Source organism: Serratia sp. P2ACOL2, from assembly GCF_003691565.1.
Lineage (GTDB): Bacteria > Pseudomonadota > Gammaproteobacteria > Enterobacterales > Enterobacteriaceae > Serratia > Serratia liquefaciens.
On sequence record NZ_CP033162.1, the window covers coordinates 2,033,237 to 2,046,538 of the forward strand.

The 13,302-nt window shown below is 57.3% G+C and carries 11 protein-coding genes; 8 read left to right on the forward strand and 3 right to left on the reverse strand.

The features are described from left to right. Positions 1 to 152 precede the first annotated feature (152 nt). A complete protein-coding gene (locus EBA31_RS10000; protein WP_116690702.1) occupies positions 153 to 638 on the reverse strand; it encodes a heme-degrading domain-containing protein in 486 nt (161 codons plus the stop codon). A 198-nt stretch (positions 639 to 836) separates the two neighbouring features. On the opposite strand from EBA31_RS10000, the gene EBA31_RS10005 reads away from it, so the two are divergent. Then, positions 837 to 1,937 carry a GGDEF domain-containing protein gene (locus EBA31_RS10005; protein WP_122078684.1) on the forward strand — a complete coding sequence of 367 codons (1,101 nt, stop codon included), beginning with the start codon at positions 837 to 839 and terminating at the stop codon, positions 1,935 to 1,937. 30 nt (positions 1,938 to 1,967) lie between these two features. Here the strand turns inward: EBA31_RS10005 and mfd are convergent, their stop codons facing one another. Together mfd and EBA31_RS10015 are read right to left on the reverse strand one after the other, a co-directional pair. Beyond that, positions 1,968 to 5,447, reverse strand: coding sequence for a transcription-repair coupling factor (mfd, locus tag EBA31_RS10010; protein WP_122078686.1), 3,480 nt, complete (start codon positions 5,445 to 5,447; stop codon positions 1,968 to 1,970). 252 nt (positions 5,448 to 5,699) lie between these two features. Beyond that, the gene (locus EBA31_RS10015) at positions 5,700 to 6,683 is read right to left on the reverse strand and encodes a threo-3-hydroxy-L-aspartate ammonia-lyase (protein ID WP_122078688.1); all 984 of its coding nucleotides are present in this window, start codon (positions 6,681 to 6,683) and stop codon (positions 5,700 to 5,702) included. Between the two features lie 85 nt (positions 6,684 to 6,768). Here EBA31_RS10015 and EBA31_RS10020 point away from each other — a divergent pair, with 85 nt between their 5' ends. The 7 genes from EBA31_RS10020 (at position 6,769) to EBA31_RS10050 (ending at position 13,296) form a co-directional block, all read left to right on the forward strand. Beyond that, positions 6,769 to 7,410 carry a transcriptional regulator gene (locus tag EBA31_RS10020; protein ID WP_048760668.1) on the forward strand — a complete coding sequence of 214 codons (642 nt, stop codon included), beginning with the start codon at positions 6,769 to 6,771 and terminating at the stop codon, positions 7,408 to 7,410. A 117-nt stretch (positions 7,411 to 7,527) separates the two neighbouring features. After that, positions 7,528 to 8,730, forward strand: coding sequence for a lipoprotein-releasing ABC transporter permease subunit LolC (gene lolC, locus EBA31_RS10025; RefSeq protein ID WP_044549980.1), 1,203 nt, complete (start codon positions 7,528 to 7,530; stop codon positions 8,728 to 8,730). Further along, positions 8,723 to 9,427: a lipoprotein-releasing ABC transporter ATP-binding protein LolD gene (gene lolD / locus EBA31_RS10030; protein WP_020826458.1), complete on the forward strand. Its 705-nt coding sequence runs from the start codon at positions 8,723 to 8,725 to the stop codon at positions 9,425 to 9,427. Before lolC ends, lolD begins: the two co-directional genes overlap by 8 nt. After that, entirely contained in the window at positions 9,427 to 10,674 is a 1,248-nt protein-coding gene (gene lolE, locus EBA31_RS10035; RefSeq protein WP_122078690.1) for a lipoprotein-releasing ABC transporter permease subunit LolE, read from the forward strand. Before lolD ends, lolE begins: the two co-directional genes overlap by 1 nt. A 54-nt stretch (positions 10,675 to 10,728) precedes the next feature. Continuing rightward, positions 10,729 to 11,649: an N-acetylglucosamine kinase gene (gene nagK, locus EBA31_RS10040; protein WP_122078692.1), complete on the forward strand. Its 921-nt coding sequence runs from the start codon at positions 10,729 to 10,731 to the stop codon at positions 11,647 to 11,649. 11 nt (positions 11,650 to 11,660) lie between these two features. Then, positions 11,661 to 12,497, forward strand: coding sequence for a Sir2 family NAD+-dependent deacetylase (gene cobB, locus EBA31_RS10045; protein WP_122078694.1), 837 nt, complete (start codon positions 11,661 to 11,663; stop codon positions 12,495 to 12,497). An 85-nt stretch (positions 12,498 to 12,582) separates the two neighbouring features. Beyond that, on the forward strand, positions 12,583 to 13,296 hold the full coding sequence (locus tag EBA31_RS10050; protein WP_116690697.1) for a MurR/RpiR family transcriptional regulator: 714 nt from the start codon (positions 12,583 to 12,585) through the stop codon (positions 13,294 to 13,296). Positions 13,297 to 13,302: the final 6 nt, after the last annotated feature.

Sequence of the window (13,302 nt, forward strand, 5' to 3'; positions counted from 1 at the left end):
CATACGCCTGTTGTGGCGGCGATTCCTAGATATACATCAATGCACTTCGGAAAATCAGACTTATACTCTTTCAGGGACGGGATAAATGACAAGTTACAGACAGGCCGCGGGTCAGGCGGCCTGCGCAGAAAGAATAGGCCAGGTTATACCGCTTAGTGAACCGCCGGTAGGGATAATCCGAGAAAATGCGCCAGGGTGCCGACCAACAGATTGTGATCTTCCAACTGGGGTGAGCCAGAAATGCTGATGGTGCCAATGCAGCCCACGCCACCAAGATTGATCGGGAAGGCGCCACCGTGTGCTGAGTAATCGCTGACGCTCAGGCCATAGCGTTCTTCCAGGGTCGATTGTCGTTGCTGCAGGCGCAGGCCAATCGCGTAAGAGCTCTTGTGGAAGTGCTTCACCACATTGCGTTTGCGCCGTACCCAATCGGCGATATCGGGGGTAGTGCCGGGCATGGCGTAATAAAACAGCGTTTGCCCCGCGAGCTGGATCTCAATGGCGATCGACAGGCGGCGCTGTTCGGCCGCTGATTTCAATGCAGAGCCCAGCTCCCAGGCGGTGTTATGGTCAAAATGGCTGAAGGTCAACGCGGTTTCTTGTTCGCTAAGCACATGCAAGTCATCATCGATATTCATGGTCGCCCCCTTTATTGGTTGCCAACAGATTATCCTGAACAGAATTTATGGGATAGATACCTTGGAAATAACATAGAACTGCTAATCTATTATTAACCTGAGTAATAATATGTACGATGCCGAAATGGATGAGACAGGGAATGCTCAAAATTCGTCGCTAAATCCCCCTGTCGATTCCGTGGAGCCTATCGAATATTTATGACTTACGTCGCGTCAATACCCACCCTGTATAGTGACGCCTGCATTACCTATGCCACGCTGTCCGTCAGCTATTTTGCCCTCAGTAAAAATGCGCCTTTTTCTTATCAGTCCGAAGGATGGAGGCGTATAGTCTTTGGCCTGCTTGCCGGGCTGGCGGTGCTGTTTCTCAATCAGGACCGGCTGGAGTTGAGCGGTAACCTGCATTTCAGCTTTGCCATGATCCCGATGATACTGGTGACCTTTTATGGCGGGGCGGTCAGTGGACTGGTCTGCTACCTGATGTCGCTGGCATTTACGGGAGGCTTGACCGTCGATAATCTGTTTATCGGCTCGATCATCATTCCATTGCTGTTGTCGCGTGTGTGGTTGAGAAAGTCGAATCGGGTGTTTTATCTCACCATTGGCATCATTGCGCTGTACCGTATCGGAGTGGTCTGGTTATTGGCAGATATACGCGCGCTATGGGGAGATGTGTTGTTGTATCAGGCGGTCTCGGCCCTGTGTCTGGCAATATGCTTCCACGGGCTGAATTTCAAAGAGCGCCATATCCACGCTTATTTCTCTATGCGTGATAAAGCCACCACCGACAGCCTCACCCATATCAATAATCGCGCTAGTGTAGACTATCGACTCATCCAGCAGCAGGCGGAGCGCAGCCCCTGCGGGTTGATGATCCTCGATCTGGATAATTTCAAACGAATCAACGACACCTACGGCCATTTGGCCGGCGACCTGCTGCTGGCTCGCGTCGGACAACTGTTGCAAAGCAGCGTGCGCAGTGAGGATTTCGTCGGTCGTTATGGCGGTGAGGAATTTATCGTGATCACCGCCAGTTATGATCCGACGGTGATTGGCGGTGTGGCGGAGCGCATACGACGCAGCGTGGAAACGACGTTATTTTTGCTGGATGAAGACGTCGAGGCACGTATCACGGTTTCTATCGGTGCGTCGTTATACCTGCCCGGCATGGCGTTGGACAAGGCAATAGAGGTCACGGATGAGGCGCTGTATGACGCCAAGCGGCAGGGGAAAAATCGGGTGGTCTGCAGCAGGCTGATGCAGCTTGCCCCGCTGGGTGCTGGTTTTCGGCAGGAATAACCCCTCCTGAAGGTTCAGGAGGGGGATAGGTCAGGCCGCCAGAGTATGTTCGCGGAATGCGGTCAGCAGTTCCTCGGTAAACTTAAGGCGTTTCTGGCGGTCGGTCAGGTCCAGCATAAACTTCAGCTTGGTCGGCCCATCCAGGCGATAGATCTGCGGGTTGCTTTGCAACAGGCCAATCAAATAGCCCGGATCGACCCGATTCTTCTCACCAAACTCGATAAAACCACCGCGCTCATTACCTTCGATGCGCTTGATCCCCAGCTTCTGTGCATGTTGACGCAGCGTCGCACTTTGCAGCAGGTTGCGCGCCGCATCAGGCAGCAGGCCGAAACGGTCGATCAACTCCACTTTCAACTCTTCCAGCTCGGCGTCGTTTTTCGCGCTGGCGATGCGTTTGTAGAACGACAGGCGCGTGTTGACGTCTGGGATATAGTCATCTGGCAGCAGGGCCGGCATGCGCAGCTCCACCTCGGTCTGGTTGCTGGTAAGATCTTCCAGCGAAGGTTCGCGCCCGTGTTTGAGTGCATCCACCGCGCTTTCCAACAGTTCCATGTACAGCGAAAAGCCGACGGTGGTCATCTGGCCGCTCTGATCTTCACCCAGCAATTCGCCCGCGCCGCGGATCTCCAGATCGTGGGTAGCCAGGGCAAAACCGGCGCCCAGATCTTCCAGTGACGCGATGGCCTCCAGCCGCTTATGCGCGTCGGTGCTCATGGCTTTCGGATTTGGCGTCAGCAAATAAGCATAGGCCTGATGGTGAGAACGTCCGACGCGACCGCGTAACTGATGCAATTGCGCCAGCCCGAAACGATCGGCGCGTTCGATGATAATGGTATTGGCGCTGGGAATATCGATACCGGTTTCGATAATGGTGGTACAGACCAGTACGTTAAAGCGCTGGTGGTGGAAATCGTTCATCACCCGTTCCAAATCGCGTTCGCGCATCTGGCCGTGGCCAATTGCTATACGCGCTTCTGGCACCAGCTCAGCCAGTTTTTCCGCCGCCTTCTCGATATTTTCCACGTCGTTATACAGATAATAAACCTGACCGCCGCGCAGCACTTCACGCAGGATAGCCTCGCGCACCACCAGGCTGTCGTATTCGCGCACGAAGGTTTTCACCGCCAAACGACGCGCCGGTGGGGTAGCGATAATCGACAGGTCACGCATGCCGCTCATCGCCATATTCAACGTACGCGGGATTGGCGTCGCGGTGAGCGTCAGAATATCCACATCGGCACGCATCGCCTTGATGCGCTCTTTGTGGCGAACGCCGAAGCGGTGTTCTTCATCGACGATCAGCAGCCCCAAATCTTTCCAGCGCAGATCGCTCTGCAGCAGTTTGTGGGTACCGATGATGATGTCTACCTTACCGTCGACGGCATCGTCCATCACCTGTTGCTGCTCTTTGGCGCTACGGAAACGCGACATCATCTCGATGCGGATCGGCCAGGTGGCGAAGCGGTCGCGGAAGTTGTCAAAATGCTGCTGCGCCAGCAGGGTGGTTGGCACCAACACCGCCACCTGCTTGCCGTTTTCTACCGCCAGGAAGGCGGCACGCATCGCCACTTCGGTTTTGCCGAAGCCGACGTCGCCACAGACCAGACGATCCATGGCCAGGGGTTGGCACATGTCGCTCAGCACGGCGTTGATTGCCTGCTCCTGATCTGGGGTGGTTTCAAACGGGAAACTTTGGCAGAACAGCTGATACTGCTCACGGTTATGTTTAAAGGCGAAGCCGGTTTTGGCCGCGCGCTGTGCGTAAATATCCAGCAGTTCCGCCGCAACGTCCCGCACCCGTTCGGCGGCTTTTTGCCGTGCGCGCGTCCAGGCGTCTCCACCCAACTTGTGCAGCGGGGCGTTTTCGTCCGCACCGCCGGCGTAGCGGCTGATCAGATGCAATGAAGAGACCGGCACGTAGAGTTTGTCTTCGCCGGCGTAGGCCAGGATCAGGTATTCGGCCTTGATGCCGCCGGCTTCCAGCGTGGTCAGGCCAACGTAACGCCCGACGCCGTGCTCCAGGTGCACCACAGGCTGGCCAGGGTGCAGCTCCGCCAGGTTGCGGATCAGCACATCGGTATTAATGGTGCGACGGTTGTCCTGGCGACGGCGGCTAACGCGTTCGCCGAGCAGATCGCTTTCGCAGATCAGCGCCCGGTTGCGCATGCCGTCGAGGAAGCCGCGTTCGGAGGCGCCGACCATCATGTAGCGACCAGCCGGCTCGGCCTGATCGAGATGCTGGATCAAGGCGGTGCTGAGCTTGATGCGGCCGAGCAAATCCTGCAGCGTTTCACGGCGGCCTTCGCTTTCCACCGAGAAAATGATGCTGCCGTCGAAGCTTTCGGTAAAACGACGCAGGTTGTCCAGCGGCGCTTTCTGTTGGGCTTGCACCGCCAGATCAGGCAGGGTGCGATAATCCAGATTGGTGTTGCCGGCTTTGGCGGGCAGCTCTTCGGTTTTCAGCGCCATACGTGGCCAGGCTTTCAATTCGCTAAACAGCTCGTCAACCCGCAGCCACAGGCTTGGCGGCGCCAGCAGTGGGCGCATAGGATCGACCCGGCGGCTCTCGTAGCGTTGGTTAACGTCCAGCCAGAAACGATCGGCTGCGTTTTCCAGATTGCCGGTATTGACGATCAGCGTGTTCTCCGGCAGGTAGCTGAACAGTGACGGCAGCGGTTGGCTGAAGAACAGCGGTTGCCAGTATTCGATACCGGCCGGCCAGGTGCCTTTGCTGACCTGCTGATAAATATGTTCGGCGTCGCGGCGCACCTCAAACTGCTCGCGCCACTGGCTGCGGAACAGTTCGATGGCGTTTTTGTCGGTAGGGAATTCATGGGCCGGCAGCAGATTGATGGCCTCGACTTCGTTCAGCGTACGCTGGTTGTCGACATCAAAGGTGCGCAGGCTGTCGATCTCATCGTCGAAGAAATCGATGCGGTAGGGTTCTTCGCTGCCCATGGGGAACAGGTCGAGCAGCGCGCCGCGGGTGGCGAACTCACCGTGCTCCATCACCTGATCGACGCTGCGGTAGCCGGCCTGTTCCAGTTGGGCGCGCAGTTTGTCGCGTGACAGGCGCTGGCCTTTTTTCATCACCAGCGCGTGGCCGTGCAGAAACTCGTGCGGGCAAACGCGCTGCATTAAGGTATTGACCGGCAGAATAATTACGCCACGGGCCATGGTCGGCAGATGGTACAGGCTCGACAGACGGGCAGAGATGATTTCCTGATGCGGCGAGAAGCTGTCGTAAGGCAGGGTTTCCCAGTCGGACAGGGTGGTTACCATCTGGTCGGTAAACTGCTGAATTTCATCGCGCAGCCGCAGGGCATTTTGCATGTCCGGGGCGATCAACATCACCGGCCCGTTATGACGTTCGACGATCTCGGCGCACTCCACGGCGCAGGCCGAGCCGGTCAGCTGCCCCAACTGGCGCAAATCGCCTGCGCGTTCAGGCAGGGAATAACGGGAGGATGACGATGAAGAACGGTTAGGGTTATCGGAGGTGCTCATTAAGGTATCTTTAATCAATGTGTTAAATTTCGCCCGGCACAGATTACAACGCGCCTTTACCCGGTAATACTAGCCCACTGAGCCATAAACTGACATAGGTAAAAGCGCGAAACCCGTCGTCTTTCAAGCGGCGACTTTCAAATGTACTGCAGGCAGATTAGTCGCTCCAGTAACGTTAGCGGGCGAATAAATTCGCCCCGATGACTCAGCCATAGACCAGAGATTGAAGGTTGTGGTGCCCGTAATGCGGCGTTATTCCTGCGCGCCCATGGCAAGATAGTCGGCGATTTTATCAACGTCGACGTTGCCGCCGCTGACGATCACCCCGACCTTTTTGCCCCGCAGGTCGAGCAGTGAATTCATCGCCGCCGCCGCGGCCAGGCAGCCTGTGGGCTCGACCACCATTTTCATCCGTTCCATAAAGAAACGCATCTGTCGGCACAGCTGCTGGTCGCTGACCGTTAAAATATCTTCTACATACTGTTGAATGATCGGGAACGTCAGCGTGCCCACCTGCTGCGTTTGCGCACCGTCGGCGATGGTTTTTGGCACCGGGATCTGGACCGGCTGGCCGCTACGGAATGCCAGCTGAACGTCGTTACCTGCCTGTGGTTCAACGCCGAAAACGCGGCACCCGGGCGACCAGTGGTGTGCCGCCACCGCGCTGCCCGCCAGCAAACCACCGCCGCCGGTGCACACCAACAAAACGTCCAGCGGCCCGACTTCCTCAATCAACTCTTTGGTAGCGGTGCCTTGGCCGGCGATGACCTGCGGGTAATCATAAGGCGGCACTATCGTCAGCCCCTGTTCTGCTGCCAGCCGTTGAGTTATGGCAGCACGGTCTTCACTGTGACGCTGATAAATCACGACGTTGGCGCCGTAGCCGCGCGTTGCTGCCAGCTTGGTTGCCGGTGCGTCGTGCGGCATCACTATGGTCACCTTGACCCCCAGTTCCCGTGCCGCCAATGCCATTGCCTGCGCATGGTTGCCGGAAGAGAAGGCAATCACGCCAGCCTGGCGCTGCGCCGGGCTCAATTGAGCAATAGAATTGTACGCGCCACGAAACTTGAAGGCGCCTACACGCTGGAAGTTTTCGCACTTGAAGAACAGCTGCGCCCCGGCGATGTTGTCGGCCTGCTGCGAGGTCATGACCGGTGTGCGCAGGGCATGTCCTGCCAGGATTTCGGCGGCGTTAGAGATATCGGCGGCGGTGATGCAGTGGGGCGTTGAACTCATGGCGACCTCGTCTGGTGAAAGGTTGATTGATTACCCGATTATTTTAATTTACTCTTTGTAAAGTTATTGTCAAATGGTTAAGTTTATGAGCGATCTCAGGCAGGAAAATGCGCTGCTGTTGCGCGAAGCGGAAAAAATTGTTCAGGCACTGGGCGCGATGTTTGCGCCCAGCTGTGAAGTGGTATTGCACGATCTGACGCAACCGAATCATGCCATCGTCAGCATCGCCAATAACCTGTCGAACCGCAGTATCGGCGATGCCGCCAGTGAAATGGGGCTTGAGCGTATTGCCTCGCCGGATTTTCCGGACGTGGTGCAAAACTATGCCAATGCGTTCCCGGATGGGCGTCCGGCCAAGAGCACCTCCATTGGTCTGCGCAACAGCCAGGGGGTCTACGTGGCGGCAATCTGCCTTAACCTGGACGTTTCAATCTTCAACAGCGTCAACGCCATCCTGCAACAACTGACCGCGGTGGTACAGAGCACGCCGCAGGCGGCGGATGAAGGGGCTCGCTCACTGTCCGACATTGCTTCAGTGATCAACAACTTTGCCGCTTCGCATGCCACTGCACCGCGCGCGCTTACGTCTGAGCAGCGTGTTCAGGTGATCCAGCAACTAAAGCAGCAGGGCTATCTGCAACTGCGGGGGGCAGCCACCATGGCGGCGGAGGCGCTGGGGATTTCCCGGGTCTCGGTTTACAACCTGTTAAAGCGCGATGCCGGGTGACGTGCTGCCGCTGGCGCGATCGACGGAATAAAAGGCGTCAGGGTGGTTCCCTAAACGGGGTATAGCCTTTATTATCCTTGATCACTTTGCTTAAGCTACGGCAACAAAACGGATTTCATGTATCAACCTGTCGCGTTATTCATTGGCCTGCGCTACATGCGCGGGCGGGCATCAGACCGCTTCGGACGGTTTGTTTCCTGGCTTTCCACCATCGGCATTACGCTGGGGGTGATGGCGTTGGTCACCGTCTTGTCGGTGATGAACGGTTTTGAAAAGGATCTGGAAAACAACATACTCGGTCTGATGCCGCAGGCGTTGATCACCAGCCCACAGGGCTCGATCAACCCTCAGCAGATCCCGGCATCGGCGGTACAAAGCCTGCAGGGCGTTAGCCGCGTAGCGCCACTGACCACCGGTGACGTAGTGCTGCAAAGCGCTCGCAGCGTGGCGGTCGGCGTGATGTTGGGGGTCAATCCGGACGAAGCCGATCCTTTGACGCCGTTCCTGGTCAACGTCAAGCAGCAGCTGTTGCAGCCGGGCCAGTACAACATCATTATCGGCGAGCAGTTGGCCGGGCAACTTGGCGTAAAACGCGGCGATCCGCTGCGGGTGATGGTGCCCAGCGCCAGCCAGTTCACGCCGATGGGCCGCATCCCTATTCAACGCCTGTTTACCGTGGTCGGCACCTTCCATGCCAACAGCGAAGTGGATGGCACCCAGATGCTGGTCAATCAGCAGGATGCCTCACGTCTGCTACGCTACCCGGCGGGCAATATCACCGGATGGCGCCTGTTCCTGCAGCAGCCGCTGACGGTCGATACTCTCAGCCAACAGAAATTGCCGCAGGGCACCGAGTGGAAAGACTGGCGCGAGCGCAAGGGCGAGCTGTTCCAGGCAGTGCGTATGGAGAAAAACATGATGGGGCTGTTGCTTAGCCTGATCGTGGCCGTCGCGGCCTTTAACATCATCACTTCACTCGGCCTGCTGGTGATGGAGAAGCAGGGCGAAGTTGCCATTCTGCAGACCCAGGGCCTGACGCGTCGACAGATCATGTCGGTATTTATGGTGCAAGGCGCCAGCGCCGGCATTATCGGCTCGCTGCTCGGTACGCTGTTGGGCGTGTTGCTGGCCAGCAACCTGAATAACCTGATGCCGATCCTCGGCGCTTTGATTGACGGCGCATCGCTGCCGGTGGCGGTGGATCCGCTACAGGTGACGATTATCGCCGTAGCGGCGATGGCGGTGTCTCTGTTGTCCACGCTTTACCCTTCATGGCGCGCTGCCGCCGTACAACCCGCTGAGGCTTTACGTTATGAGTAACCATCTTTTGTTGCAGTGCGACAACCTGTGCAAGACCTATCAGGAAGGCAACCTGCATACCGACGTACTGCGCAATGTCAGCTTTGCCATGCAGCCGGGCGAGATGATGGCGATTGTCGGCAGCTCGGGTTCCGGTAAAAGTACCTTGCTGCATCTGCTGGGTGGGCTGGACTCACCAACCTCCGGCGAGGTGATTTACAAAGGGCAGTCTCTGAATACCCTGTCATCGGCCGCCAAGGCGGAGCTGCGTAACCGCCAGTTGGGCTTTATCTACCAGTTCCATCATCTGTTGCCTGACTTTACCGCGCTGGAAAACGCCGCGATGCCTTTGCTGATCGGCGGGATGAAACCGGCGCAGGCGCAGGAAAAGGCGCTGGAAATGCTGACGGCGGTCGGGCTGGCAAAGCGCAGCAAGCACCGGCCGTCAGAACTCTCCGGCGGTGAGCGTCAGCGCGTGGCGATTGCCCGTGCGCTGGTCAATAACCCGTCGCTGGTATTGGCGGACGAACCTACCGGTAACCTCGATAAACGCACTGCCGACAGCATTTTCGATCTGCTCGGCGAATTGAACGTGCGCCAGGGCACTGCGTTTCTGGTGGTCACTCATGACTTGCAGTTGGCCAAGCGCCTCAGCCGCCAGTTGGAAATGGCCGATGGCCATCTGCAGGCCCAGTTGACGCTGTTGGGGGCTGAGTAATGGCGGGAGCGTCACTTTCGTTTCTGACGGCCCTGCGCTTCAGCCGTGGGCGCAAGCGCGGCGGCATGGTGTCGCTGATCTCGGTGATTTCCACCATAGGTATCGCGTTGGGCGCGGCGGTGCTGATCGTCGGCCTGAGCGCCATGAACGGTTTTGAGCGCGAGCTGAAAAATCGCATTTTGGCGGTGGTGCCGCACGGTGAAATAGAGCCGGTGAAGCAGCCGTTCAAAGACTGGTCGTCAATTTTGCAACGGGTGGAGAAAGTACCCGGCATTTTGGCCGCCGCTCCCTATATCAACTTTACCGGTCTGATGGAAAACGGCGCACAGCTGCGGGCGGTCGGGGTGAAAGGGGTGGATCCTCAGCAGGAAAACCAGCTTAGCGCGCTGCCGAAATATGTGCAGGGCGACGCCTGGGCCAATTTCAAAAGCGGTGAGCAACAGGTGATCCTCGGCAAGGGCGTCGCCGACGCTTTGGGCGTCAAGCAGGGCAGCTATGTGACGGTGATGATCCCCAACAGCGACCCGCAGATGAAGCTGTTGCAACCGAAGCGCATTCGTTTACACGTCACCGGGATTTTGCAGCTCAGCGGTCAGCTCGATCACAGTCTGGCTATGGTGCCACTGGCCGATGCCCAACAGTATCTGGATATGGGGGACAGTGTCACCGGTATTGCCATCAAGGTTAACGACGTGTTTGCCGCCAACAAGCTGGTGCGCGACGCTGGTGAAGTCACCAATTCCTACGTGTATATCAAGAGTTGGATCGGCACCTACGGCTATATGTACCGCGATATCCAGATGATCCGCGCGATTATGTATTTGGCGATGGTGCTGGTGATCGGCGTGGCCTGTTTTAACATTGTCTCCACGCTGGTGATGGCGGTGAAGGACAAGAGTGGTGATATCGCCGTACTGCGCACCTTGGGGGCCAAAGACGGTTTTATCCGCGCCATATTTATCTGGTACGGCCTGCTGGCCGGGCTGGTGGGTAGCCTCAGCGGCGTAGTGGTCGGGGTTATCGCCTCACTGCAGCTGACCAACATCATCAAAGGCTTGGAAAAGCTGATGGGGCATTCATTCCTGTCGGGAGATATCTACTTCATCGACTTCCTGCCTTCTGAGCTGCACTGGCTGGACGTGGTGATTGTACTGGTGACCGCGCTAGTGCTCAGCCTGTTGGCCAGCTGGTATCCGGCCAGGCGCGCCAGCCGTATCGATCCGGCGCGAGTGTTGAGCGGACAATAATGAAAATCAGGGGAGGCAGAGATGCCGCCCCTTTTTTTAGCCTGAGGGTGGGTTATGTACTACGGTTTCGATATGGGCGGCACCAAGATTGAGCTGGGCGTGTTCGATGCAGATCTGCAGCGTATCTGGCAAAAAAGGGTGCCGACGCCACGTGAGGATTATCGACAACTGCTGACGACGCTGCGCGATCTGACGTTTGAAGCGGATGCGTTTTGTGGCCAGAAAGGCATGGTAGGTATCGGTATTCCCGGTCTGCCCAACGACGATGACGGTACGGTTTTCACCGCCAACGTCCCGGCGGCGATGGGCCAGCGCTTGCCGCATGACCTGGCCGAGTTGATTGGCCGTGACGTACGCATCGATAACGACGCCAACTGCTTTGCGCTGTCGGAGGCCTGGGACGAGGAGTTTCGTCGCTATCCGACGGTGCTGGGCATTATCCTCGGTACCGGGGTAGGCGGCGGGCTAATCGTCGACGGTAAGGTGCTCTCCGGGCGTAACTATATCGCCGGTGAATTTGGTCATTTCCGTCTGCCGGTGGATGCGCTGGAGGTGTTGGGACGTGATATACCTCGCGTTCCTTGCGGGTGCGGTCATCAGGGTTGCATCGAAAATTACATTTCTGGCCGCGGTTTTGAGTGGATGTACGCCCACTTTTACCAGCAGCACTTGCCTGCGCAGCAGATCATTGCGCATTATCAGGCAGGTGAGCCGCAGGCGGTGGCTCATGTCGAACGTTTCATGGACGTCCTGGCGATATGCCTGGGCAATCTGCTGACTATCATCGATCCGCATCTGGTGGTGATTGGCGGTGGCTTGTCGAATTTTGACGCTATTTACCAGGCGTTACCGCAGCGTTTGCCGGCGCATGTGTTGCGCGTGGCCAAGCTGCCACGAATTGAAAAAGCCCGTTACGGGGACGCCGGTGGCGTACGCGGGGCGGCGTTCCTCAATTTGGTTAACAGGGAAAAGTAAGGAGAGAGTTAATGCACACTCGTCATCGGCTGTGTCAGTTTCGCAAGAGTAAGCATGTGCTGCATCAGCGCTTTCGTTCGCGGATTTTTCATCGCGATACCATGGCGGCGGCCGAGCTGAAAAAGCCGTTTGTCGTGGTGTTGACCGGCGCCGGGATCTCGGCTGAGTCGGGTATTCGTACCTTCCGGGCGGCGGACGGGTTGTGGGAAGATCATAGCGTGGAGGATGTTGCTACGCCGGAAGGTTATCAGCGCGATCCACAGCTGGTACAGGCGTTTTACAATGAACGCCGTCGTCAGCTGCAATCGTCGGACATTGCGCCTAACGCTGCGCATCGTGCCCTGGCGGATCTGGAAGCCTGGTTGGGGGATAACTTCCTGCTGGTAACGCAAAATATCGATAACCTGCATGAGCGCGCAGGCAGCTCGCGGGTGTTGCATATGCACGGTGAGCTGTTGAAAGTACGCTGCACCAGCTCCGGGCAGGTCTTTGACTGGCCCGAAGACCTTAGCGTGGACGACCGCTGCCATTGTTGCCAATTCCCGGCCCCGTTGCGCCCACACGTGGTGTGGTTCGGCGAAATGCCGCTGGGCATGGATGAAATTTATCAGGCGCTGGCCAAGGCCGACTTCTTTGTCGCTATCGGCACCTCGGGCCACGTTTATCCGGCGGCGGGCTTTGTGCATGAAGCGCGGCTGGGTGGGGCGCATACCATGGAGCTCAACCTGGAGCCCAGCCAGGTGGAAAGTCAGTTTGATGAAAAACACTACGGCCAGGCCAGCGCGGTGGTACCACGTTTTGTGCACAAATTCCTGGTAGGGAAAGTTGAAAGGGCTGATAGGCCTTAAGCCCAGGTCAATGCGCTGTCTGACTCGGGTAACTGGCCGGCCGTTTGACGCCGGCCTTTCTTTGGTTAAATGAGCAGGGGCGACGGTGAATTTCAAGCAGGTATTCAGCCAGGCGGATCTGAGCAAAACGGATCTCACCATCCTCAACGCTATCTTCGACAACCCGGACGCCTGCATTGACGAGGGTATCCGTGCGGTTTCCGTTCGTTGCCACAGTTCACCCTCGACCCTGGTGCGGTTGGCGAAAAAGCTGGGCTTTCGCGGCTATCTGGAACTGGTGTATTTCATCAAGTTCAACCTGGTGATGGCTCCGGCTTTTCAGGAGCAGCCGCAGCCGACGGCACCGGCCAGCTTAAAACAGCAGACCCAATTCCTTGATCTGCTCGACAGCGGCAAAATCCTGATCCACGGCAGCGGTTTCTCGCAGCTGGTGGCGCAGTACATGTACAACAAATTTATGACGCTGGGCATCGACAGCTACCTGTCGCTGTGGCCGGATTTCGAGATCCTCGATCGAGAGATGCGTTTCCGGTTTGATATGGTGATTGTGATTTCAAAATCGGGCAACAGCAGCTCGGCGCTGAGTTGGAGCGACGCGGTGAAACGCAATAATATCCGGCTGGCGGCGTTTTGCGGCGACGGAAACAGCCCGCTGGCGCAGCAGGCCGATATGACCTTTATTTATGAGGACCGGCAAAAGTACGACCACGATATTTACTATCCCAACCCGTTTTTCGGCCACTGCCTGCTGGGATTTGAGAACCTGATCAAAGCCTGGTTTGAACGGCGCAGCCGTTGAGGCCTG